The 23,261-nt window shown below is 72.8% G+C and carries 22 protein-coding genes; 9 read left to right on the forward strand and 13 right to left on the reverse strand.

The annotated features are described in order from the left end of the window. Positions 1 to 76: 76 nt before the first annotated feature. Together AB0M93_RS03960 and AB0M93_RS03965 are read left to right on the forward strand one after the other, a co-directional pair. Positions 77 to 949 (forward strand): MerR family transcriptional regulator, encoded by an 873-nt coding sequence (locus AB0M93_RS03960; protein ID WP_364268115.1) that lies wholly within the window; start codon positions 77 to 79, stop codon positions 947 to 949. A gap of 262 nt (positions 950 to 1,211) precedes the next feature. Next, the gene (locus AB0M93_RS03965; RefSeq protein WP_364268117.1) at positions 1,212 to 2,222 is read left to right on the forward strand and encodes a DUF5914 domain-containing protein; all 1,011 of its coding nucleotides are present in this window, start codon (positions 1,212 to 1,214) and stop codon (positions 2,220 to 2,222) included. Positions 2,223 to 2,426: 204 nt separating this feature from the next. Here the strand turns inward: AB0M93_RS03965 and AB0M93_RS03970 are convergent, their stop codons facing one another. Beyond that, a complete protein-coding gene (locus AB0M93_RS03970; protein WP_364268119.1) occupies positions 2,427 to 3,419 on the reverse strand; it encodes a LacI family DNA-binding transcriptional regulator in 993 nt (330 codons plus the stop codon). 98 nt (positions 3,420 to 3,517) lie between these two features. Continuing rightward, positions 3,518 to 4,123 (reverse strand): TetR/AcrR family transcriptional regulator, encoded by a 606-nt coding sequence (locus AB0M93_RS03975; RefSeq protein WP_364268121.1) that lies wholly within the window; start codon positions 4,121 to 4,123, stop codon positions 3,518 to 3,520. A gap of 80 nt (positions 4,124 to 4,203) precedes the next feature. On the opposite strand from AB0M93_RS03975, the gene AB0M93_RS03980 reads away from it, so the two are divergent. Together AB0M93_RS03980 and AB0M93_RS03985 are read left to right on the forward strand one after the other, a co-directional pair. Next, complete coding sequence (locus tag AB0M93_RS03980) at positions 4,204 to 4,572, forward strand: DUF1330 domain-containing protein (protein WP_364268123.1); 369 nt, start codon at positions 4,204 to 4,206, stop codon at positions 4,570 to 4,572. Next, positions 4,572 to 5,318 (forward strand): alpha/beta fold hydrolase, encoded by a 747-nt coding sequence (locus AB0M93_RS03985; RefSeq protein WP_364268125.1) that lies wholly within the window; start codon positions 4,572 to 4,574, stop codon positions 5,316 to 5,318. Before AB0M93_RS03980 ends, AB0M93_RS03985 begins: the two co-directional genes overlap by 1 nt. A gap of 2 nt (positions 5,319 to 5,320) precedes the next feature. On the opposite strand, the gene AB0M93_RS03990 is transcribed toward AB0M93_RS03985, so the two are convergent. From AB0M93_RS03990 to AB0M93_RS04020, 7 genes are all read right to left on the reverse strand, one after another. Then, entirely contained in the window at positions 5,321 to 6,625 is a 1,305-nt protein-coding gene (locus AB0M93_RS03990) for a cellulose binding domain-containing protein (RefSeq protein ID WP_364268127.1), read from the reverse strand. Between the two features lie 152 nt (positions 6,626 to 6,777). After that, entirely contained in the window at positions 6,778 to 7,338 is a 561-nt protein-coding gene (locus AB0M93_RS03995; protein WP_364268129.1) for a maleylpyruvate isomerase family mycothiol-dependent enzyme, read from the reverse strand. 1 nt (position 7,339) lies between these two features. Next, positions 7,340 to 7,828 (reverse strand): SRPBCC family protein, encoded by a 489-nt coding sequence (locus tag AB0M93_RS04000; RefSeq protein ID WP_364268131.1) that lies wholly within the window; start codon positions 7,826 to 7,828, stop codon positions 7,340 to 7,342. Further along, positions 7,825 to 8,184 (reverse strand): metalloregulator ArsR/SmtB family transcription factor, encoded by a 360-nt coding sequence (locus tag AB0M93_RS04005; protein WP_364268133.1) that lies wholly within the window; start codon positions 8,182 to 8,184, stop codon positions 7,825 to 7,827. Before AB0M93_RS04005 ends, AB0M93_RS04000 begins: the two co-directional genes overlap by 4 nt. 112 nt (positions 8,185 to 8,296) lie before the next feature. After that, positions 8,297 to 9,697: a cellulase family glycosylhydrolase gene (locus AB0M93_RS04010; protein ID WP_364268135.1), complete on the reverse strand. Its 1,401-nt coding sequence runs from the start codon at positions 9,695 to 9,697 to the stop codon at positions 8,297 to 8,299. A 208-nt stretch (positions 9,698 to 9,905) separates the two neighbouring features. Further along, on the reverse strand, positions 9,906 to 11,597 hold the full coding sequence (locus AB0M93_RS04015) for an alpha/beta fold hydrolase (RefSeq protein ID WP_364268137.1): 1,692 nt from the start codon (positions 11,595 to 11,597) through the stop codon (positions 9,906 to 9,908). Between the two features lie 123 nt (positions 11,598 to 11,720). Further along, positions 11,721 to 12,239, reverse strand: a complete 519-nt coding sequence (locus tag AB0M93_RS04020; protein WP_364268139.1) for a hypothetical protein — start codon at positions 12,237 to 12,239, stop codon at positions 11,721 to 11,723. 128 nt (positions 12,240 to 12,367) lie between these two features. Here AB0M93_RS04020 and AB0M93_RS04025 point away from each other — a divergent pair, with 128 nt between their 5' ends. After that, positions 12,368 to 13,390 carry an LLM class flavin-dependent oxidoreductase gene (locus tag AB0M93_RS04025; RefSeq protein ID WP_364268141.1) on the forward strand — a complete coding sequence of 341 codons (1,023 nt, stop codon included), beginning with the start codon at positions 12,368 to 12,370 and terminating at the stop codon, positions 13,388 to 13,390. A 37-nt stretch (positions 13,391 to 13,427) separates the two neighbouring features. On the opposite strand, the gene AB0M93_RS04030 is transcribed toward AB0M93_RS04025, so the two are convergent. From AB0M93_RS04030 to AB0M93_RS04040, 3 genes are all read right to left on the reverse strand, one after another. After that, positions 13,428 to 14,192 (reverse strand): polysaccharide lyase family 7 protein, encoded by a 765-nt coding sequence (locus AB0M93_RS04030; protein ID WP_364268143.1) that lies wholly within the window; start codon positions 14,190 to 14,192, stop codon positions 13,428 to 13,430. A 149-nt stretch (positions 14,193 to 14,341) separates the two neighbouring features. Continuing rightward, positions 14,342 to 16,615, reverse strand: a complete 2,274-nt coding sequence (gene katG / locus AB0M93_RS04035) for a catalase/peroxidase HPI (protein ID WP_364268145.1) — start codon at positions 16,613 to 16,615, stop codon at positions 14,342 to 14,344. Next, positions 16,612 to 17,064 (reverse strand): Fur family transcriptional regulator, encoded by a 453-nt coding sequence (locus AB0M93_RS04040; protein WP_364268147.1) that lies wholly within the window; start codon positions 17,062 to 17,064, stop codon positions 16,612 to 16,614. The genes katG and AB0M93_RS04040 overlap by 4 nt, the downstream gene beginning before the upstream one ends. 106 nt (positions 17,065 to 17,170) lie before the next feature. Between AB0M93_RS04040 and AB0M93_RS04045 the strand changes: the two genes are divergently transcribed. Both AB0M93_RS04045 and AB0M93_RS04050 read left to right on the forward strand, forming a co-directional pair. Further along, complete coding sequence (locus AB0M93_RS04045; protein ID WP_364268149.1) at positions 17,171 to 17,968, forward strand: thymidylate synthase; 798 nt, start codon at positions 17,171 to 17,173, stop codon at positions 17,966 to 17,968. Beyond that, the gene (locus AB0M93_RS04050; RefSeq protein ID WP_364268151.1) at positions 17,965 to 18,423 is read left to right on the forward strand and encodes a dihydrofolate reductase; all 459 of its coding nucleotides are present in this window, start codon (positions 17,965 to 17,967) and stop codon (positions 18,421 to 18,423) included. Before AB0M93_RS04045 ends, AB0M93_RS04050 begins: the two co-directional genes overlap by 4 nt. 9 nt (positions 18,424 to 18,432) lie before the next feature. On the opposite strand, the gene AB0M93_RS04055 is transcribed toward AB0M93_RS04050, so the two are convergent. Further along, a complete protein-coding gene (locus AB0M93_RS04055; RefSeq protein WP_364268153.1) occupies positions 18,433 to 21,960 on the reverse strand; it encodes a CHAT domain-containing protein in 3,528 nt (1,175 codons plus the stop codon). Positions 21,961 to 22,032: 72 nt separating this feature from the next. Here AB0M93_RS04055 and AB0M93_RS04060 point away from each other — a divergent pair, with 72 nt between their 5' ends. Both AB0M93_RS04060 and AB0M93_RS04065 read left to right on the forward strand, forming a co-directional pair. Beyond that, positions 22,033 to 22,389, forward strand: coding sequence for a hypothetical protein (locus AB0M93_RS04060; protein WP_364268155.1), 357 nt, complete (start codon positions 22,033 to 22,035; stop codon positions 22,387 to 22,389). Next, positions 22,386 to 23,258, forward strand: coding sequence for a hypothetical protein (locus tag AB0M93_RS04065; protein WP_364268157.1), 873 nt, complete (start codon positions 22,386 to 22,388; stop codon positions 23,256 to 23,258). The genes AB0M93_RS04060 and AB0M93_RS04065 overlap by 4 nt, the downstream gene beginning before the upstream one ends. Positions 23,259 to 23,261 lie beyond the last annotated feature (3 nt).

The following is a 23,261-nucleotide window of genomic DNA, read 5'->3' on the forward strand; positions in this document are numbered from 1 at the left end:
CGGATAAACTGTGAACTGCGGCACATGTCGGACGTCAGGAGCGGACAGGGGCCCGGCTTGTAGGAACGTGATGCGGATGGACGTCGACGCGGGGGAGGGCCGGGGTTCGTGGACGCCCGGCAAGGTCGCCGAACTGCTCGGCGTCTCGCCGGTGACGCTGCGCACCTGGGCGGCGCGCTACGGCGTCGGCCCCTCCCTGCGGGACGACGGCCGGCACCGGCGCTACTCCGACGCCGACGTCCGCCGGCTGCAGCACATGCAGCGCCTCATCGACCGCGGCCTGCGCGCCCGCGAAGCCGCCGCGGCGGTCTTCTCGGGCCTGGCGGACGCGGTGCCGGACGTCCCGGCCGGCCGGCGCATCGAAGAGCTGGAGGTGGCGGCGGAGGGCCTCGATTTCGCGGCGCTGGCGGCGTTGCTGGACGAGCTGCTCGACGCGCTGGGCCCCGCACGCGCGTGGACCGACGTGCTCGTCCCGGTGCTGGGCCACCTCGGCGGCCGCTGGCTGCGCGGCGACGTGTGCTTCGAGTCCGAATGGGCGCTGACGGGCGAGATTTCCCTGGCCTTGCAGCGCTACAGCGCCCGGTTCGCGAACATCCCGCCCGGCCGCGTGGTGCTGCTGGCGTGCTGCCCGGACGAGCGGCACAGCCTGCCGATGGAGGTGCTGCGGGCCGCGATGGTGGAGATCGGCATCCCGGCGGTGTACCTGGGCCAGCTGGTCCCGGCCGAGACGACGGCGGCGGTCGCGGCCAAGCTCGCCCCGGCAACGGTGTTCCTGTGGTCGATGTCCCCGGCCACGGCAGACGACGGCCTGGTCCGCCGGCTGCGCGGACACGGCTTCGACGTCGTGCCGGCCGGGCCGGGATGGGAGAGCCTGGCCGGGCGCGACGGGGCGTGGGTGAATGACCTGGCGGGGGCGCTGGACCTGGCGGCTGAGCGGGTGAAGGCGTAGGCCTGCCTGGGTTTCGGCGGTCATCGGCGCGCTCGATCGGGCTCGTCGGCACCTGAACGCGTGGGTTCGTGCTCTGGCGCCTGGCGTTGAGGCGCTGTGGTGTTCCGCGCGGTTTCGGCGGTGACCGGCGCGCCCGACCCCGCCCATCGGCACCTGAACGCGTGGCCGCCCTCCCGGAAGCGTTGCGCAATCGCTCCACATGGCTGAGGATGGCTCGCGTGCCGGTCCGGTCGGCCGGCTGCGTCGGGTGGGAGTGTGTCACGTGGACTTCAAGCGGCAGGTGATCGAGCGCTGGCCGGCGCGGTGGCCCGTGCGGCCGTTCCGGGAGCCGGCCTGGGCGCGGCAGGAACCCACCTACCGGGAATGCAGTCCCGCGCTGATCGAAGCCGCCGTCAAGCGGGCGGGTACCCGGCCGTCCGGCAACTGGTTCGTCTTCGCGGCCGCCCGCGAGGTGCGCGCGGACCGGCCGCTCGGGGTGCGGGTGGCCGGCCGCGAACTGGTCGCGTGGCGCGGGCCGGACGGTGGCCTGCTCGTCGGCCCGGGCGCGTGCCCGCACCTCGGCGCCCCGCTGGACCAGGCGCGGGTGCACTGCGGGGAGCTGGTCTGCCGCTGGCACGGCCTGCGCGTCGGCGCGGACCGTCCCGGGTGGACCGCCCTGCCGTCCCACGACGACGGCGTGCTCGCGTGGGTCCGCCTCGACCGCGCCGGCGGCGAGCCACCCACCGAACGCCCGCCGGTGCCGGTCCGTCCCGGCGGGACGACGGTCGACGCGGTCGCGACGCTCGCGGGCGTCTGCGAGCCGGAAGACGTCGTGGCCAACCGCCTCGACCCGTGGCACGGCGCCTGGTTCCACCCGTACTCGTTCGCGCGGCTGCGCGTGCTGTCGGCGCCGCAGGGCGTCGACGTCGCGGAGGAGGACGACCGGTTCGTCGTCGAGGTGACGTTCCGCCTCGCGGGGAAGATCGGCGTTCCGGTGGTCGCGGAGTTCACCTGCCCCGGCCCGCGCACCGTGCTGATGACCATTGTGGACGGTGAGGGGACCGGCAGCGTGGTGGAGACGCACGCCACCCCGCTCGGTCCCGGCGACGGCGGCCGCCCGGAAACGGCGGTGATCGAGGCGACGATCGCGGCGTCGGACCGGCCGGGGTTCGCCCACGCCGCCCGGTTCGCGCCGGCGCTGCGGCCGCTCATGCGCCGGGCCGCCGCGCGGCTGTGGCGGGATGACCTGGCCTACGCGGAACGCCGGTACGCCCTGCGCGCGAACCCCCGCTGACCGCCCCGGCCGCCAGCCCGGTGCGCCAGAACCGTTGCAGCGCCGGGAAAGCCAGGATCAGCGGGCTGATCGACAGCAGTGAACCGGTGACGACGATCGCCTTCAGGTCCGGATCCCGCGTGATCTGGGGTGTTGAGCATGTACAGCCCGAACGTCACCGGGTACAGCCGGTCGCTGGCCAGCATCACGAGGTGGCCGATCGACTCAGGCGGTGGCGCGGGTGATCAACGAAACCGGCAGTGAAATCCGCTCGCCCGTGTCCGCCAGCAGGGCCCGGACCAGGGCCTGGCCGTGGTCGTACTTGTCGATCCGGACCGTGCTGAGCGGTGGGTTCAGGTAGGCCGACATCTCCAGGTCGTCGAAGCCGACCACGGCGCAGTCGGCCGGGACGGCCGCTCCGCGCGCGAGTACCGCCTGCACCGCGCCGATGCCCATCAGGTCGTTGAACGCGAAGATGCCGTTGACGTCCGGCCAGGCGTCGAGGAGCTGCCGGGTCGCCTCGGTGCCACCCGCGATGCTCGGCGGTCCCTGCACGATCCGGGCCGAGACGTCGCCGAATCCGTGGGCGGCGCAGGCGGCGAGGAAGGCCAGCCGGCGTTCGTCCACCGCGACCCCGACCGAGCTGTCCAGCATGCCGAGGCAGGCGTCCGGGCGTCGGGCCAGCAGCTCCACCGCGGCCGCGGTCCCGGCCGCGAAGTCGTTGCTCACCGAGGCCGCCACGTCGGTCGGCAGCTCGCGGTCGGCGACGACCAGCGGCACCAAGCGCGCGTAGCCGGCGAGGACGTCTTCGGGTGTCCCGTAGAAGAACCCGATGACGCCCCGCGCGGAGCGGGCCAGCGCGTCCTCGATGGCGTCGCGTTCGCGGCCCGGGTCGGCATCGGTGTTGTACAGCACGACGCTGCACCCGGCGGCCTCCGCCGCGTCGTACACCCCGCGCGCCACGGCGGGGTAGAAGGGGTTCGCGATGTCGGACACGACGAGCGCGATGACGTCCGAACGCTGGGTGCGCATGCCCTTCGCCAGCGCGCTCGGCCGGTAACCCAGCCGGCTCGCGGCCGCCAGCACGCGCTCGCGGGTCTCGGGCGCGATCTCCGGCAGGTCCCGCAGGGCACGCGAAACCGTCTGCCGGCCCACCCCGGCCGCCTTGGCCACGTCTTCGATCGTCACGCGCTTGATCCGCGGCAGCCGCCCGGTCACCCCGCCACCTCCCTCCGCGGTCCGACGAAGAGCCTAAGGGGTCGCCGCCGGGAAGTGGATGTTCGGGCGGGGGACCCGAGGTCGCGGCCGGTCACACCTCAGCCGGCAGGCCGAAGCGCCCGGCGCCAGTAGTCGGTGACGCTCCGCCGCAGCGCCTCCGTCTCGACGCTCCCCGGATCGAGCAGCCGTTGCAGCGCGATCCCGCGCAGCTGCCCCACGACCGCCGTCGCGGTCTCGGCCGCGCTGACGCTCCCGTCGATCGTCCCGTCCTTGATCCCGGCCTCGACGTCCGCTTGCAGGTCGGCGCGGAAGGCCGCGTCGCGCTCGCGGAAGATCGGGGCCAGGTCCGGCTGGGTGGCGGCCTCCGCCCACAGCACCAGGAACGCCTGGTTGAACACCTCGATCCGGCCGAGCCGGCCGAGGTAGCCGTCGATCAGGCGCAGCAGGCGGTCGAGTCCCGGGGGGACGTCTTCGAGGCCCGGGACGAAGCCGGTCTGCGTGGCCCGCGCCAGCCGTTCGACCAGGGCCTGCTTGCCGCCGAAGTGGTGGGTCACGATGCCGCGGCTGTACCCCGCGCGTTCCCCGACGCGGGCGAGCGTCAGCGAACGCACGCCCTGCTCGACGACGAGTTCGGCGGCGGCGGTCAGCAACGCGGCTTCGGCCTGGTCTCGGCGTTCCTGCTGGGTGCGGCGGGCGGTCGGCATGGGAGAAGCTTAGCAAAGGAACTTGCGTGTCGACCAACAAGTATGTGTAGGGTGGCGGCGAACCTCTGAAGGAGGACCTGATGATCGAAATCGAAGACCGCGCCCTCGACGCCCTGCTCGCCGACGACCCGGGCGGTCCGGTCGTGATGCTCAACCTGCTGCGGTTCCGCCCGGACGGCGGCCGCGAAAGTTACCAGCGCTACGCCGAAGCCCTCCGTGGCGAGCTGAACGCCCGGTACGGCCTGGAAGTCGAGTACATCGGCCACGGCGGGCAGGCGCTCGTCGCCGAAGAGGGGCAGGCGTGGGACATGGTGGCCCTGGTCCGCTACCCGGACCGCGCGGCGTTCGCGGCCATGGTCCGCGACCCCGAATACCAGGCGATCACCCACCTGCGCACCGAAGCGCTGGTGGAATCGGTGCTGCAGCCGACCACACCGGCCGTGGCCTGATGCCCGCGGTGTTCGTCCACGGGAACCCCGAGACGGCGGCGGTCTGGGACCTGCTGCTGGCCGAACTCGCGCGGCCCGACGTGGTCTGCCTGTCGCCGCCCGGCTTCGGCGCGCCGCTGCCCGCCGGGTTCCCGGCGACCCACGCCGGCTACCGCGACTGGCTGGTCGCGGAACTGGCGGCGTTCGGCGAGCCGGTGGACCTGGTGGGGCACGACCTCGGCGGCGGGCACGTCGTCAACGTCGTGCTGAGCCGGCCGGAGCTCGTCCGCAGCTGGGTCAGCGACGCGCTCGGGATGTATGACCCGGGGTACGAATGGCACGAACTCGCCCGCCGCTGGCAGACGCCGGGCGTCGGGGAGGCCGACGTCGCGGCGCGGTTCGGCGGCACGGCCGCGGACCGGGCCGCGGTGCTGGTGGAGCGGGGGATGGGCGAAGCCGTTGCGGCGCGCGTCGCGGCCGGGCAGGACGCGGCGATGGGCCGCGCGGTGCTCAGCCTGTACCGGTCCGCCGCCGCGGAGGGCGTTCCCGGCCTCGGCCTGCCGCTGGAACGCGCGGCGGCCCGGCCGGGACTGGCCGTCTTGGCCACGGCCGACCACGTCGCCGGCACCGAAGAGCAGCGCCGCTGCTCGGCGGCGCGTGCGGGCGCCCGGGTCGCCGTCCTCGAGGGCCTCGGCCACTGGTGGATGACCCACGAGCCGGCTCGCGCCGCCGCGGTGCTGACCGGGTTCTGGGCGTCCGTTTCCTGAGATCAGCGGGCGGCGCAGGCCAGCGCGGACAACGGCTGGTCGGCGCCGGACACCACGGCGCCCCAGGTGGTCGTCGCCCCGGCGGCCAGTGTCCCGTTGTAGGACTGGTTCGCCGCCTGCACCTGCCGGCCGGTCTGGGTCAGCGCGGCGTTCCAGGAATTGGTCACCTGCTGGGTGCCGGCGAACGAGAACGACGTCGTCCAGCCCGCCACCGCGGCCGAACCGGTGTTCCGCACGGTGAACTGCAGCTGGTGGCCGCCGTTCCAGGTGGACGTGACGGCGGCGGTCGCCGTGCACGACACCCCGGCCGGGGTGGTCGGCGTCGTGGGCGTGGTGGTGGGTGTCGTGGTCGGGGTGCCGGTGCCGGTCGTGTAGCTGATCCCGGTGTAGGCGGCCGAACACCCCGACAGGCACTGGTCCGGCAACGTGAACCGGTAGACGCGGCCGTCGTTGACGAGCGCGTCACTCGCGTCGCGGACCCGGATCGCGTACGCCGTGCCCGCGGTGGCGGTCGGGCCGATCACGAACGCCTGCCCCAGATCGCTGTCCGGTTGCGCCTGCTGCCACGTGCCGTCCGCGCCGAGGAACTCCACGCCGTGGACGCCGTTGGGCAGGTGTGACACGGCGATGGCCGTCCAATACCGTTGCGCCCCTTGGAGGAAGCCGAGTTTCAGGTCACCGGTGTAGGCCGGGGCGGGCACGTAGGACCACGAGACGTGCCGGTTGTTCCAGTGCGCGGGGTTCATGTCCCCGACCGGGGCGCCGTTCTTCACGAACCGGTTGAGCGACGCCGTCGACAGGTCGAGGTGGCCGGGATCGTCGCGGCACCAGGCGTTCGCGTCGCCGCAGCTGTCGGCCACGACCATGGTCAGCTGGGCGCCGGCGTAGCCGTCGGTCACCCAGGACCCGTTGCGGCAGAAGGGTTGTCCCGGTGCGCCGTCGTTGACGCCGGTGCAGTAGTCGCCGATGGTGACCTGGACGAACCGCCCGCAGTTGCGGCCGTTGTCCCACAGCCCGATCTTGGCAGCCTGCGCCGGTGGGATCGGCCGCGGGTAGAAGCTGTAGTCGCCCGGGGTGTTGTAAACGTTGAGGGCCACGAAATCCGGCGAGTCGAGCTGCTCCTGGGGCAGGCCGCAGCCGCCGTAGGGCGCGCCGAGCGCGTCGAAGTGGGTGGCGTTGCCGGTCACCGGCGTCGACAGTGCGGCGCCCGACGGCCCCGGCCACAGCACGGAAACCCCGAGCACCAGCAGGGCGACCGCGGCGAGCACGGCCGGCCGCGCGGCACCCCGGCGGGCGGCGGATCCCATGGACTCTCCTTCCGCCTTTCGTGCCGGGGCAGGCGGAAGCGACCCCGGCGGCGCCTTCTGGAAGCGCTCCCAGAGTCCTCCGGGGATCGGCGGTTGTCAATCTTTCCGGTGATCCGCGGCGGCACGCGACCGGAGTGCGTGCCGCCGTCGGCTCAGGGGCGCCAGGCCGGGTCGCGGCCGAGGAAGCCGATCAGCCGGTCCTGCGCCGAAGCGTCGCCGGCGACCGGCACCGCCGGGCCGAACTGCCCGCTGCCGCGCAGCATTTCCTCCATCGGCTGCATCCCGGCCAAGGTGGCCGCGCAGCGCTCCTCGCCGAGGTCGACCTCGTGCCCGAGGGCCTTGGCGAGATCCCAGGTGTGCATCCAGATGTCGTTGGTGTAGAACTGGTCGATCGCCTCGTCCACGGGCCGGTCGCCGGTGTGCGGGTTGCTCAGCACCCGCCCCGCGGGGTCTTCGACGATGGCCTGGATGTCGGCGACGTGCTGCTTCCAGGCGCCCGCCGGGTCGGCTTCGACGTCCAGCGCGGGCAGCTCGATCCCGGCGCCACCGAGGAAGGCCCGCGGCCACTCGACGAGGTGCTTCACGACGTCGAGCGCCGTCCACCCCGCGACCGGGCTGGGCCGCGCCCAGTCGCCGGCCGAGGCCCGCTCCGTCAGTTCGGTGAACCGGGCGGCGTCGTGCGCGTGCCGCTGCGCGGGGCCGGTGGGTGTCATTTCACGCCTCCTTGGCGAGCAGTTCGTCGAGCTTGGCGTAGCCCTCGGTGAGGCCGGTCTGCATGCCGCTCGCCAGCATGCCGTCCCGGGTTTCGAAGTCCTGCACCACACTCAGCACGTGCAGCCGGGTGCGGCCGCCCTCGAGTGCTTCGAGGGTCAGGGTTTCCAGGGCGACGCCGTCGGGCTCGCCGTCGTAGGTGAACGTCCACACGATCCGCTCGTTCGGCCGCACGTCGTGGAAACTGCCGTGGAAGGCGGCGATCTCCTCGCCGTTGCGGTCGTTGGCGAAGGCCCACGCGCCGCCGGTCCGCGCGTCCCACCGGGTGATCCGCGTGGTGACCGAGCGCGGCCCGATCCACTGCGCGTAGAGCTCGGGGTCGACGTGCGCGCGGAACACGAGCTCGGGAGCGGCGTCGAACTCCCGGACGATCCGGATCGTCGGGACCCGCTCGTCGGCCTGGATGCCGGTTTCGTGTTTGGCCAGGGTCATGATGCGTCCTCACGGGATCGGGCCGGGTCGCCGGTCATCCGGCCCAGCAGGGCGTCGAGCCGCCGGTAGCGCTCCTCGGCCTGCCGCCGGTACCGCTCGATCCACTTGGTCATCAGGTCGAACACCTCGGCGTCCAGGTGGACCGGCCGGCGCTGGGCGTCCTTGCTGCGCGTCACCAGCCCGGCCTCTTCGAGCACCTTCACGTGCTTGGAGACCGCCTGGAGGCTCATGTCGTACGGTTCCGCCAGCTCGCCGACGGTCGCGTCCGCGCCGGCCAGCCGGGCCACCAGGTCGCGCCGGGTGGGGTCGGCCAGTGCCGCGAACACCCGGTTGAGCCGTTCGGTGCCTTCGTCCACCTGCTTCTCAACTCCTCGGTTGAGCACGAACCTAGAGCGCAGGCGGGCCGTTGTCAACCTGATGGTTGAGCAGTGGGCGGGGGCGCCGCACCCGGCACCCCCGCCCGCTGCCTCAGAAATTGTCCGGAGTGCTGATGCGGCTCCGGACGAGTGCGCCGGACGCGGTCAGCGTGCCGGTGCCGTAATCGGTGCCCGCGCAGGTTCCTGGGCGCAGCGCGGCGCTGCTTTCGTCCGCGTCGGAGTACGTCCAGTTCGCGTAGCTGATCTTCAGCTGGTCGAGCAGGTCCAGCCAGGTCGTGGTGCTCGCCTGGTCGAGTGTCCCGCCGCCGGTGGCGGTCACCGTGCCGAACTCGGTGACGAACAGCGGCAGCTTCGCGGCCGCCCGGCTCACCGTGGCGCGGTAGTTGTCCTTGTGGCTGGCGGCGTAGAAGTGGAACGTGTACATGATGTTGGCGGCGTTGACGGGGTTGTTGACGATCTCGGTTTCGTCGGACCCGTCGGAGACGCCGAGGGACGACCAGCCGCGGGTGCCGACGATCACCACGGCGTCCGGGTCGGCGGTGCGGATCACGGGGATGACCTGCTCGGCGTAGCTCTTGATGCCGGCCCAGCTCACCCCGTTGGGTTCGTTGGCGATCTCGTAGACGACGTTCTTCCGGGCCGCGTTGCGGGCGGCCACCGCCGCGAAGAACGTCTTGGCGCGGTCGAGGTTGTAGTTCGGGTCGCCGGGGGTGAGCGTGTGGAAGTCGATCACCGCGTACATCCCGCGTTCCTCGGCTTCGCCGACCAGGCTGTTGACCCGGTCGGTGAACCAGGCCGGGTTGGTCTCGTACCCCTTTTCCTGCACGTACATGGCGATGCGGAGCAGGTCGGCGTGCCAGTCGTTCGCCAGCGCGTCCAGGGAGCGGTCGTTGTAGCAGCTGTCGAACCACTGGAGGCCGTGCGTGCTCATGCCGCGCAGCTGGATCGCCCGCCCGGCCTCGTTGCACAGGTGCACGCCGCAGACGTGCAGCTGCCCGTTCGCCGCCAGCGGCGTGCTGCCGGACGGCGGCGTGGTGGTGGTCGTGGTGGGCGTGCCGGGCGTCGTCGTCACCGGGCCGGTGGACCCGGTGCAGGTGACGCCGTTCAGCGTGAACGACGCCGGCACCGGGTTGGCGCCGGTGGTGGTGCCGGTGAAGCCCAGGTCCGCGGCGGCGCCCGTGGCCAGCGTCCGGTTCCAGTCGGCGCCGGCGGCGGTGGCGGTCGCGCCGGACTGCGACCAGGTGGCGTTCCAGCCCTGGGCCACGCGCTGGCCGCTGTCGGGGAAGGTGAACTGCAGCGACCAGCCGGTGATCGGGTCGCCCAGGTTGGTGACCTTCACCCCGGCCTGGAAGCCGCCCTGCCACTGGTTGGTGATCGTGTAGTCGACCCGGCAGCCCTGCGCCGCGGCGGAGGCCGCGGGCATCAGCAGGAGAAAAGTCGAGCCGAGAACCGTCGCGCCGGCGGTGGCCAGCGCAGCGATGGAGCGCTTCATCGAACTCCCTATGCGTAGTCTTCGAGTGTTTCGACCGGCCGGGAGCGCTCCCAGACAGGAGAACATCCGGCGGAGGCAGCCGTCAAGTGCGGTGTGCCGGTCGAGACGCCGGAGTTCGCCGCGTGCACGGGGTGCTGGGGGAGGTGTTGCCCGCCTCCGTCGAGGCGCCGCTCCCGCCGTCCCGGTCCACAATGGACCGGTGCAGGGCTCAGTGTTCGCGGTTGACGGCGCTGATCTCGTCCTGAAGCCGTTCGCGGGCCGTCGAAAGCGAGTCGCGCGCAGCAGGCGCCGATGTCGTGGCCGGCTCGCCCGCCGGGCCCGGTACCGGGAAGACCTGGTGCTCGCCGGGCAGCGGGACGCCGGGGCAGATGGTCGCCGCCGGGCGGGTGCCGCCCAGGAAGAAGCCGTTGACCAGGTTGTCCACGCAGGAATTGCCGCTGACCGCGTACTGGCCGTGGAACGGCGAGTCCGCCACCGAAATCATCGGGACGCCGGCCGCCCGCGCCGCCGCCTCCGCCTGCTCGTAGCCGGTCTGGGGGTCGAACTCGCCCTGGACGACCAGGACGTTCTTCGCCGCGCGCGGCGGCAGCACCGGCAGCTGGTGCCGGGGCGGGTCGGACCAGAAGCCGCACGCCTCGCTGAGGCCGTACGCCCAGCCGAACAGCGGGTACGCCGGCCCCTGCAGGTCGCTCAGCAGCTTGTACCAGCTCGCGGTGCGCGTCGGCTGGTCGCCGCACGCCACGGCCAGCCGCGTGCCCGGGACGTCGGCGTAGTCCGGCTCCGGCGGGTCCGCGGCGATGTCGGCCGCGGTCAGCCGGTCCGCCGGGCGGCCGAAGACCGCGCGCGACGCCCGGTCGAGGCCGGCCCGCAGCGCGGCGGGCGGCGGCGTGGCCGCGCCGTCCATCGCCGCCGCGCCCTTGGTGAGGATCAGGGCGCCGGTCAGCCACTGCCGGCTGCTGCCGTTGCCGACGAAGACCGAGTCGAAGACGTCCGGCGGCACGCCCTTCTTCTTGAAGAAGATGCGCAGCCGCTCCCACTTGGCCCGGACCTCGGCGGCGGTCTTGCCGAGCTGGTCCGGGAACCGCCGCGCCAGCCAGGGCGCGTAGACACGGTCGAACTGGCGCTGGTCGATCTTCGGGAACGCTTCGAACGCGGCCTGGAGACGGCCTTCGAAGTTCACGCTGGAGTCGAGAACCATCCGGCCGGCCTGCTCGGGGAACAGCGACGCGTACTTCGCGCCGAGCCAGGTGCCGTAGGAGAAACCGAGGTAGTTCAGCTTTTCGTCGCCCAGCAGCGAGCGGATCAGGTCCATGTCGTGCGTGGTCTGCCAGGTGGTGATGAACGGCGCGAGCGCGTCGCTCTGGCACGCCTCGGCCAGGACGCGCGGTGTCCGCTGGTGCAGCGAGATGCTCTGGGCCGAGCGGTCACGGGCGTCGAGGTCGTCCTCCTGCGGCAGCCGCCCGAGCGGCACGCGGCAGATGTACCCCGGGTCGTCGCCGCCTTCCTGGCCGGTGCCCCGGGGGTCCATCCCGACGATGTCGTAGTGGTCGTTGAGCGACGGCTCCAGGCTCGCCAGCGCGCCGGCGAGCGAAGTGCCCTGGCCGCCGGGCCCGCCGGGGTTGACCAGGATCGCGCCCTGGCGCGTGCCGGTGGCCTGGACCCGGCTGATCGAGACCTTCAGGTCGGTGCCGGCGGACGGCGCCGCCCAGTCCCGCGGGACGGTGATCCGGGCGCACTGCGCGGCCCGGGAGTGGGCGCCCTGCCTGAACGGGCAGGCGCCCCAGGCGACCTGCTGCCCCCGGTAGGGCGCCAGCGGGTCGGGCGTGGTGGCGGCGGCGGGCGCCGTGGCCGCCACCAGGACCGAGACGGCCACCGCCAGCCCTGCTCGGGACGTTCGCACCGCAGTTTTCCTTCCTCGCGCACCGGCCGGAAAGATCCAATCACGGCCGGCGGGGGAGCGGCAGCCCGAACACCGCGGCTCGCCGTGCGGATTCCTTCGATCCGGTGAACACCGCGGTGCAGGTCAGGTGCGGTACGGGCCGTGGTTGCCGAGATCGGGGGCGACCCGCGGCTGCGGGCCGTCCTGGCCGGGCACCGGGGTGACGGCGGGCCGCCACGCCGGGTCGGTCGCCACCGGCTCGACGACCACCTCGGTGGCCGGCCGGAGGTAGGCCTCGGCCGGCGGCCGCTCGGACTCGCGGTCCTGGAAGTGCTCCTCGACGATCCGGTCCTGACGGCGGCGCGCGAGGACGGCCAGCGTGAGCACGTGCGCCACGGCCATCAGCAGCAGGAAGACGCCGATCCGGCCGACCAGCGCGGCCGTCGAGCCGGACCACTGCGGGCCGACCACCGAGAGCAGCGCGAGCACGCCGAAGGAGACGAGGTGGAAGACGGTCACCACCATCCAGGCCATCGAGCCGGTCCCCTCGCCGCCGTCCGGCCCGCTCAGGTACCGCCGGCCGCCGCGGTAGAGGACCTGGCCGTCGGCCACCACGAACACCAGTCCGATGATCAGGAACCCCGTGAGGTCGTTGTCGGGCATGCGTCTCCTCCTCGTTTCCGGCGGGGTACCCGGCCGGGCCCGCGGCGGGCGCCGGTTCACCGGAACGAGCGACGGTCGGACCGCTCACACCGGGGAATCATTCCCGGCCGCCGGACGTCTGAGGGGGTGTGAAGAAGATTGGCTTCCTGTCGTTCGGCCACTGGTCGGACAGCGCGCACTCCGAGACCCGGTCGGCCGCCGACTTCCTGCACCAGTCGATCGACCTGGCGGTGGCCGCCGAGGAGCTCGGCGCGGACGGCGCCTACTTCCGCGTGCACCACTTCGCGCGGCAGGCGGCCGGCCCGTTCCCGCTGCTGTCGGCGATCGGCGCGCGGACGTCGAAGATCGAAATCGGCACCGGCGTGATCGACATGCGCTACGAGAACCCGCTGTACATGATCGAGGACGCGGGCGCCGCCGACCTCATCTCCGGCGGCCGGCTCCAGCTCGGCATCAGCCGGGGATCCCCCGAGCAGGTGATCGACGGCTGGCGCTACTTCGGGTACGCCCCCGGCGAGGGCGAGACGGACGCCGACATGGCCCGGCAGCACACCGAGGTGTTCCTCAAGCTCCTGGACGGCGAGGGCTTCGCCCAGCCGAACCCGCGGCCGATGTTCGCGAACCCGCCGGGCCTGCTGCGGCTCGAGCCGCACTCGGAGGGCCTGCGCGAGCGCATCTGGTGGGGCTCCGGTTCGAACGCGACGAGCGTCTGGGCGGCGAAGCTCGGCATGAACCTGCAGAGCTCCACGCTCAAGGACGACGAGACGGGCGAGCCGCTGCACGTCCAGCAGCGCAAGCAGATCGAGGCCTACCGCGAGGCGTGGACGGAAGCCGGCCACGAGCGCGAGCCGCGGGTTTCGGTCAGCCGCAGCATCTTCGCGCTGACCAACGACCAGGACCGCGCGTACTTCGGCCGCGACCGCCACTCGCGCGACCAGGTCGGCATGATCGACGAGAACACCCGCGCGATCTTCGGCCGTTCCTACGCCGGAGAGCCCGACGAGCTCGTGCGGCAGCTCAAGGAGGACGAGGCGATCCAGGCCGCGGACACCCTGCTGCTCACCATCCCGAACCAGCTCGGCGTCGAGTACAACGTCCACGTGCTGGAGAGCATCCTCACCCACGTGGCCCCGGAGCTGGGCTGGCGCTGACCAGCGGCGGCCCGGTGGCGGCCGGGCCGCTCTCCGGCTAGCTGTGTGAGACGTTCAGGCCGTAGAACGCGACGCGCGCGCCCTTCGTCGTGCTGTCCGAAGAGGACTGGTTGTACGAGCCGGCCTTGAAGTACTGCTTGTACGCCTTGAACGACGACGGGATGCCGTAGTGCGTGGTCGTCCCGTTGACCGTCAGGTCGATCGTGTTGCCGCCGGAGATGCCGATCGTGTAGGTCCACGTCTTGCCGAGCGAGACGTGGCCGACGGTGTGCGCCGTCTGGCCGCCGTCGGGGGAGTTCTCGGTGCCCAGCACGATGTCGCCGCTCGCCCGGTAGTACAGCTCCAGCAGCGGTTTCGTCGACGAGCCGCCGGTGCCGAGGTGCACCTGGCCGACGCACACGTTCGACGTCACGGACACCACGCGCAGGGTCGCGTTCAGCTTGTGCGACCCGCTCAGCGACCAGTTCGCGGCCGAGCCGTCGCGGTTCATTTCGCGCAGCTCCGAGCGCGCGTAGTTCGAGTTCGGCGTGGTGACGCCCTTCTCCGGCGCCCAGAAGGTCATCGCGCCGTCGCGGGTGTCGGTGTAGAAGTAGCTGTCCTGGAAGCCGTTCGGCCCCTGCAGCCGGGACGACGAGATCGTCGTCGGGCTGCCCGGCGAGCCGACCGGCTCCTGCAGCTGCCAGACCGCGAGGTCGAAGTTGCCGCCCGGGGCCACCGCCGGGTTCGCCGCCAGCGCGGGGGACGCGGTCGCCGCGGCCAGGGCCGGGACCGCCAGGAGGACGAGCAAAGCACGCACACGCATCGTTGGGTGTCCTTTCACGATAAATGGTCTGGACAACCCGGCGGCGTGGAACTCACGGTAGGTCGGCGCTCACCCCTTGTCAAGATCGCCGCACACACGAACGGGCCCGGCCGATCGCGAGGATCGGCCGGGCCCGTTCGGGGCAACGATCAGGCGAGGTCGAAGCGGTCGAGCTCCATGACCTTCGTCCACGCCGCGACGAAGTCCGCCACGAACTTCTCGCGGGCGTCGTCGCTGGCGTAGACCTCGGCCAGCGCCCGCAGCTGCGAGTTCGAGCCGAAGACGAGGTCGACCGCGGTGGCGGTCCACTTCACCTCGTCGGTCGTCACGTCGCGGATCTCGTAGACGTTCTCCGCCGACTCCGACGCCTTCCACTTGGTGCCCGGCGCGAGCAGGTTGGCGAAGAAGTCGTTGGTGAGCACGCCGGGCCGGTCGGTGAAGACACCGTGCGCGGCACCGCCGTGGTTCGTGCCCAGCGCCCGCAGGCCGCCGACCAGGACCGTCATCTCCGGCGCGGTCAGGTCGAGCATGTAGGCCCGCTCGACCAGCAGCGTCTCCGGCTGGAGCTTCTCACCGGCGCGCAGGTAGTTGCGGAACCCGTCGGCGCGCGGCTCCATCACCTTGAAGGAGTCGACGTCGGTCTGCTCCTGCGAGGCGTCGGTGCGGCCCGGGTGGAACGGCACGGTCGTCTCGACGCCGGCGTCGCGCGCCGCCTTCTCGACCGCGGCCGAGCCGGCCAGCACGATCAGGTCGGCCAGCGAGATCTGCGCGCCGCCGGCCTCGTTGAACTCGCGCCGGACGCCCTCGAGGACCTCCAGGACCTTGCCGAGCTGCTCGGGCTGGTTGACCTCCCAGTTGCGCTGCGGCTCCAGGCGGATGCGGGCACCGTTCGCGCCACCGCGCTTGTCGGTGGAGCGGAAGCTCGCGGCCGACGCCCACGCCGTGGAAACCAGTTCCGCGGTGCTGAGCCCGGAGTCGAGCACCTTCGCCTTGAGGGCGGCGATGTCGGCTTCGCCCACGAGGTCGCCCTCGACGGCCGGCACCGGGTCCTGCCACAGCTGCGGCTCGGCGACCCACGGGCCGAGGAAGCGGCTGACCGGGCCCATGTCACGATGCAGCAGCTTGTACCAGGCCTTGGCGAAGGCCAGCGCGAACTCGTCCGGGTTCTCCAGGAACCGGCGCGAGATCGGGCCGTAGACCGGGTCGAAGCGCAGCGACAGGTCCGTCGTGAGCATCGTCGGCTTGTGCTTCTTGTTCGGGTCGTACGGGTCCGGGATGATCTCCGGGGCGTCCTTGGCGACGTACTGCTTGGCGCCGCCGGGGCTCGTGGTGAGCTCCCACTCGTAGCCGAAGAGGATCTCGAAGAAGCGGTTGCTCCACTGGGTCGGCTTGTCGGTCCAGGTGACCTCGAGGCCGCTGGTGATCGCGTCGGCGCCCTTGCCGGAACCGTGCGTGCTCAGCCAGCCGAGGCCCTGGGCCTCCAGCGGGGCGCCCTCGGGCTCGGGGCCGACGTGGTCGTCGGCGACACCGGCGCCGTGGGTCTTGCCGAAGGTGTGGCCACCGGCGATGAGGGCGACGGTCTCCTCGTCGTTCATCGCCATCCGGCCGAAGGTCTCGCGGATGAAGTGGGCCGCCGCCTCGAAGTCCGCGCTGCCGCGGGGACCCTCGGGGTTGACGTAGATCAGGCCCATCTCGGTCGCGCCGACCTCGGGCGCCATCTCCGAGTCGCTGACGTAGCGCTCGTCGCCCAGCCAGTCGTCCTCCGGGCCCCAGATGATCTCCTCGGGCTCCCAGACGTCGACGCGGCCGAAACCGAAGCCGAAGGTCTCGAAGCCCATCGACTCCAGGGCGACGTTGCCGGCGAGCACGAGCAGGTCGGCCCAGGAGATCTTCTGGCCGTACTTCTGCTTGACCGGCCAGAGCAGACGGCGCGCCTTGTCGAGGTTGGCGTTGTCGGGCCAGCTGTTGAGCGGCGCGAAGCGCTGGTTGCCGTCCCCGGCGCCGCCGCGGCCGTCGTGGATGCGGTAGGTGCCCGCGGCGTGCCAGCTCAGGCGGATCATCAGGCCGCCGTAGTGCCCGAAGTCGGCCGGCCACCAGTCCTGCGAGGTGGTGAGCACCTCGGTGATGTCGCGCTTGAGCGCCTCGACGTCGAGCTTGGCGAACTCCTTGGCGTAGCTGAAGTTCTCGCCCAGCGGGTTGCCCTTGGAAGAGTGGGCGTGCAGCACGGACAGGTCGAGCTGGTTGGGCCACCAGTCCTTGTTCGTGCGCGGACGGCCCCCCGTCTTCGGCGTCGGCGAGTCGATCGCCGGGTTCTCGCTCTCGCTGCCGTGCGAAGTCACCGAGTCGTGCGCGACCGGGCAACCGGCCGCCGCCTTCTTGTCCACGCCCTGCGCGCTGGAGGGGTTGTCCTGGGTGGAGCTCATTTACTTCCTTCCGGGAGCGGCGAATCATTTCGGGGACGGTCGGCCGCGCAGTCGGGGCAGGTGCCCCAGTAGACGACCTCCGCCTGGTCGATCACGAAACCGTGGTCGTCCGAAGCGGTGAGACAGGGGGTGTGGCCGACGGCGCAGTCGACGTCGGCTATCGCCCCGCACGACCGGCACACGACGTGGTGGTGGTTGTCACCCACGCGTGCCTCGTAGCGGGCGTTCGCGCCGGCCGGCTGGATGCGCCGGACGAGCCCGGTTTCGGTGAGCGCCCGCAGCACGTCGTAGATCGTCTGGTGCGACACCGTCGGTTGCTCGGCGCGCACCAGGTCGATCACCGTCTCGGTGTCGACGTGCGGGTGGTCGCGCAGCGCGGCCAGCACGGCCAGCCGGGGCCGGGTGACCCGCAGCGAGACCGCCCGCAACTGCGCTTCGAAGTCTGACATCGCCGCCGACCCTAGGGCCTTTTCTGGAATGGGTCAAGTTTTGTCCCCCGCCGTGTGGCCCAGCCGGGGTTCACGCTGAGTCAGCGGCATGGCTAGGCTCCGGGGCATGCCGGACACGCAGTACGAAGACCTCCTCCGCCACGTCCTCGACACGGGCGCCCGCAAGGGCGACCGTACCGGCACGGGCACGCGGTCGATCTTCGGGCACCAGCTGCGGTACCGCCTGTCCGAAGGCTTTCCGCTCATCACCACGAAGAAAGTCCACTTCCGCTCGATCGCCTACGAGCTGCTGTGGTTCCTGCGCGGCGATGCCAACGTCTCGTGGCTGCGCGAGCACGGCGTCACGATCTGGGACGAGTGGGCGGCGGCCGACGGCGATCTGGGCCCGGTCTACGGCGTGCAGTGGCGCTCGTGGCCGACCCCGGACGGCGGACACGTCGACCAGATCGCCGAGGTCCTGCGCACGCTGCGTGAGAACCCGGACTCGCGGCGGATCATCGTGTCGGCGTGGAACGTCGCCGACATCCCGCGCATGGCGCTGCCGCCGTGCCACGCCTTCTTCCAGTTCTACGTGGCCGACGGGGAACTGTCGTGCCAGCTGTACCAGCGCAGCGCGGACCTGTTCCTCGGCGTGCCGTTCAACATCGCCAGTTACGCGCTGCTGACGCACATGATCGCCGCGCAGGTGGGGCTCGGCGTCGGCGACTTCATCTGGACCGGCGGCGACTGCCACATCTACGACAACCACGTCGACCAGGTCCGCACGCAGCTCGCCCGCGACGCGCGGCCGTTCCCGTCGCTGAGCCTGAAGCCGGCGGAGAGCCTGTTCGGCTACACCTACGAGCACTTCGCGCTCGAGGGCTACGACCCCCACCCGGGCATCAAGGCGCCGGTGGCGGTGTGATCGGGCTGATCTGGGCCCAGGCGGCGAACGGCGTCATCGGGCGGGACGGCGGGCTGCCGTGGCACCTGCCGGAGGACCTCAAGCACTTCCGTACGGTGACCTCGGGGGCGGCGGTCCTGATGGGCCGCCGGACGTGGGAGTCGCTGCCGCCGCGGTTCCGGCCGCTGCCGGGCCGGCGCAACCTGGTGTTGTCGTCGGCCCCGCAGGAGGATGCCGAGACCTTCGCGGACCTGCCGTCGGCCCTGGCCGCGGTGTCCGGTGACCTGTGGGTGATCGGCGGCGCGGCGGTGTACCGGGCGGCGCTGCCGTTCGCCGACCGGATCGTGGTGACCGAGATCCGGGAGTCCTTCGAGGGCGACACCCGCGCGCCGGAGGTCGGGCGTGCGCCGGAGTCGGCGGGGGAGTGGCTGGCGTCGTCGACCGGCCTGCACTACCGGTTCCTGACCTGGGGCTGAGGCCCGCGCTCAGTCGCCGACGTGGACGTGGGCGGCCCAGCGCGCCGGCAGGGCCGGGTAGGCGTCCCGCAGGCGGCGCATCGTTTCCGTGAGCGCGGCCGCCGCCCGGCCGGGGTCGGCGGGACGGCGGCCGTGCTCGGTCAGCGCCGCGTACACCGAGGTGGCCGTCTCCGAGCTGTCCCCGATGTGCCACAGCGTCCCGACCACCCCGCGGAACCCCGCGAGGTGGAACGCCGAGGCCAGGTTCAGCGGCTCGTCCAGGTGCGCCGCGTCGGGGCCCGCGGTGTCGCAGGCGGACAGGAACGCCAGCTGGGCCCGCGTGGTGCGCAGGTCGTGCACGAACGACGGCGCGAACATCCCGCGGGCGATCACCAGGCCGCCGGTGTTGGGGTGCCCGGCCCAGCCGACGGCCCGGCCGTGGCAGGCGAAGTGCGCGATCGGGTGTTCGGGCAGCTCCTGCCGGATGGCGTCGGCCGTGGCGTCGGCGTCGAGGAGCACGGTGGAGCCGGGCAGCGCCGCGGCCACCGCCTCCGCCTCGGCGCGGGCGCCGGGCAGCACGGGGACGCCCTCGCGCTCCCCGACCCCGACGACGAGCGCGGTGGAGCGGGCGCCGGGAGGCCGGGGCGTGGTGACGGTGTCGGCCAGCGCGGCGAGCGACGGCGTGTACGAGGAGACGACCCGGTCGAGCACCGTCCGGCCGGCTTCTTCGCGGTGCCGCCCGGCGGCGTGCAGCGGCAGCCCGGCCGCCACGCCGATCGGGCACCACCACAGCCGCGCGTCCGCGACCCGGTCCAGCACCGGGCCCGCCGTGGTGTCCCACAGCCACTCCAGCACGGTGTGCACGTCGAGCTGGGCCTGCTCGCGCCGGTCGAACGAAGATCCCGGGTCCTTCAGGGCGGCGAGCGCCGCCCGCAGCTTCGCGGTCTGCGCGCGGGCGGTGACCACGCTCATCTGCCGCAGGGACACGGGTTCGACGGGGCCGCCGTCGCCGGGGACGACGAACGCGGTGCCGGTCGCGCTGACGACCACCACGGTGTGCCCGGCCAGGCGCGCCCGCAGGTCCCCGAGGGACGGCGGCCGCAGCAGGTTCTCGAACCCCGGTACTGTCCGGGCGGTCTCCAGCAGGCTGTCGCGCCGGGCGGCGAGCCGCCGGATCCGTTCGACGTTCTGCGGGCGCGGATCCCAGTCACGGGCCGAGGTCCGGCCTTGGTACTTCACCTCGATGTGGAACGTCAGGTCGGCGTAGGAGTCGGCTTCGTTCAGGTCCTTCTCCACCTGGCTGAGCTTCTCGGCGAGCTCCGGCGAGGCGTCGCGCAGTTTCGCCCAGCCGCGGCGGATGCCCCACGCCTCGCCGAACAGCACGGCCCGGCACTGCTCGAGCAGCTCCACCGCCCGGTCGAGTTCGCCCGATCGCACGCCGGCGTGCACCACTTGGTCGGCGAGGCCGTCCACGACCCGGACACCGCTGAGCCGCCGGGTGTGCGGCAGGGCCCGGCTGACGGTCGCGGGAATGGCGGCGATCACGCGTTCCTGCGCGTCCAGCCACGTCGACGGGTCCGCCTCGGCGAGCATTCCGGCCTGGGCCCGCTCGACCAGCATCCGGTGCTGCGCCGTGGTCGCCGGGTGCGCCGCGACCGCCCGGTAGCGTTCGATGGCGAGTTCGCGCAGCTCGCCGGACCGTGGCCCGCCGAACGTGGCCAGCTCGCGAGCCGACCGGGCCAGGACGAAGGCCCGCAACGGCCACCAGTGGTGCTCGTGCGGGGTTTCGCGGACGGCTTTCTCGGCCAGGTCCAGCGAGTCGTCCAGCGCCTCCGGGTCACCGCAGTGCCGGTAGCGGTGGTAGAGCAGGTCCGCGATGGTGCTCTCGATGCGCGGGTGGTCGGCGTGGCCGGCCGGCAGCAACGCGAGCGCGGCCCGGTAGGCCTGTTCGGCTTCGCGGTACGGCTCCTCGTCGGTGACCTTCATGGTCGTCGCCTGGGTCTGCACGGCGGAGGCGTAGTTGTAGAGCATGCCGACGCGGCGCACGTCGTCCGCGGGGATGGTGGCCACCGCCTGCGCGCCCGCTTCCACGGCCTTCGCGAACAGCTCGTGGTCCCCCGCCTCGGCCACCCGCCGGGCCGCGGTGCACAACGTCGACCAGCGCAGCGGGAGGTTCTCGTCGCCGGGCGAGGTCAGCGCGATGGCCTCTTCCACGACTGTGACGGCTTCGTGTCCCGCCGCCGGGTTGGCGTCCAGGGCGTACTGCCGCTCCAGCGCGGACGCGAGGGTGGTGAGCCACAGCGCTCGCTGCTCGTCGTCCCGGGCGGGCAGCTCCACCAGGGCGCGGGCCGCGCCGACGGCGATTCTCGCGTCGTCCGGCGAACGGGTCTGGAGGGCAACGGTCGAGGCGGCGTGGGAGAGCGCCTTCTGCAGCCGGGCTTTCCCCGCGTCGTCGGGCAGTGTGGTGTACAGCGCTTCGGTGACCGCGTCGTAGGCGAGGCCGATCGCGGCGTCGTCGCCACCGAGTTCCCACAGGTCGACATGTCTGCTGTAGAGGTCGAGCAGGGCGTCCAGCCGGTCCTCGTGGTCGAGCGGCAGGCCGAGGGCGAGCAGCCACGTCTGGTCGCGCCGTTCGAGCAGGACGCCCGGCACGATGTCCTGCCGGCACAGGGTTTCCACCTTGTCCCGCTGCGCGCGCAGCACGCCCGGATCGCGGTGGCAGGTGCGCAGGAACCGGGCGATCTCGGGCCCGATCCGGTTGCTGACCTCGTGTTCGAGCCGGCCGAGCGCGGGGACCGCGGCCGTGTCGCCGAAGTCCCGCTCCAGCGCGTCGGCGAGGTCGCGGCACGTGACGAGCGCGCCCGCGAGGTGGATCGGCGCGGCGCCGTTCGCGTAGAGGTCGGCCTCGTACTGCGCGAGCTCCACCAGGACGTCACGCCACACCGGCCGTTCCCGCAGCGCCAGCTGGGCGGCGGCCCGGTAGCAGGCGAGCACCTGCCCCCGCCGCCGGCCCGCCGCCACGTGGGCCCGGGCGAAGTCGACCAGCCGGCGGGCGCGTTGCGGGTCGTCGCCGGGTGTCGCCCCCAGCACCCAGTTCAGCGCGTTGACGACCTTTTCGCCGTAGCGGGCGGTGCCGTCGAGTTCGTCGAGCAGGAGCAGCAGGCCGGCCTGGTCGGCGGTGAGCGCGGCTTTCATCCGGTCGTCGTCCACCGCGTCGATCGCCGCGGTGAGGGCGTTGACGAGGGAGACGACGCCATCGGCGTCCTGGAAGGTTTCGAACTCGGCCCGTGCCGCGAGGACGTCCCGGTACGGCTGCGACGAGGTGACCGCGGCGACCGCGGGATCGGGCCGCTCGCCGGTCAGGGCCGCCCAGGCTTCGCGGTCGAGCAGCCCGTCGAACCCGCTTTTCGCGCGGTACCGGTGCCAATGGGCGCGCGCGAGGTGAGGCAGCAGGTCCCGCGGGCACTGCGCCGCGGGCGGGAGCGCGGCGGCGAGCAGGGCGTCGACGTCACCGGAGTACTCGAAGACCTCGACCACCGATCGGACGTCGTCGTACACGCGCAGCCCCCTGCCCTCTCCCGGTCACGGTAGCGTGTCCGGCACGGTGGCGAAGGGGGTTCGGAGAACGGCATGGCACCTACGACCGGTCCGCGCGTCGGCATCCTGTGCGAGCAGGCGGGGGAGGCACTGGCGGAGCGCGCCGCGCGGTACGGCGTCGCGGACGTGCTGGCCAGGATCGTCGCCGCGGCTTCCCGCGGCGAAGTCGCCGAACCGGACCTCGACCGGCTCGACAGCGCGTTCGCCCAGCACGGCATCGACCACCTGACGCGGGGGAACCGCAGCTTCGAACCCTGGCGCGGAGCACGCGAAGTCGTCGTCACGGCGTGGGAGTGCCCCACCGGGGCGTGCTCGCGCGCGGCGACCGGCGAACAGCCGTCGTGCCGGCTCACCGGGCAGCCGTTCCGGGAGATCCGGGTCGAGCTGTGAACGCCTTCCTCACCGAGCTCGGCAAGAACCTGGCCGGCCGGTGGGCCGCCGCGCTCGCGGTGCCCGCCGCGGTGTTCGTGGCCGTCGTGGTGGTGGCGGTCGTGCTCGGCCCCGCGCACGCTCTGGATTTCGCCTTGCTGCGCAGCCGCGTGACGACGGTGTCCACCGGACCGGCCCTGGTGTGGGCCGGCGCCGGGTTCCTGGCCGCGACCACGCTCGCGGGCCTCGCGGTGACGGCCTTGGGCGGGGCGGTCGTCACGGCGTGGGGCGCGGCGGGCACCGGTCCCGGCAGGCCGTTCGCCGCGCTGCGCCGCCGCCGCTGGCACCGGGCGGCGGCGAAGGCGGACACCGCGACCGTGGCGGTGCTGGCCGACCGCGAGAACCGCCAGGCCAGGGTGGTCGCGCGGCGCGCGGTGCTGCGCCGCGACGCGATTTCCGAACTCGAACCGGAAGCGCCGACGTGGGCGGGGGACCGGCTGCGCGCGGTGGCCGTCCGCGTCCGCCGTGGCACCGGCCTCGACCTGACCACGACCTGGCCGCGGCTGTGGCTGGTGCTGCCGGACCCGGTGCGGGGCGAGCTGACGACGGTCCAGGAGCGGTGTGCCTCGGCCGCCCGCACGCCGGTGTGGGGCCTGGCCTACCTGGCCGTCGGCGCGTACTGGTGGCCCGCGCTCGTGCCGGGCCTGTGGCTGCTGCTGGTTTCGCGGTGGCGGATCCGCCGCTCGGTCGGGGTGTACGCGGACCTCGTCGAGGCGTCGGTCGACCTGCACGGGCGGGACGTGGCCGAGCGGCTGGGGTTCGAGCCCGCGGGCCCGCTGACCCCGGAGCTCGGCGAGCGGGTCACCGAAGCGATCCGGAAGAGCTCCTAGCGA

Origin of the sequence: Amycolatopsis sp. NPDC051102, assembly GCF_040682815.1 — a bacterium.
Taxonomy (GTDB): domain Bacteria; phylum Actinomycetota; class Actinomycetes; order Mycobacteriales; family Pseudonocardiaceae; genus Amycolatopsis.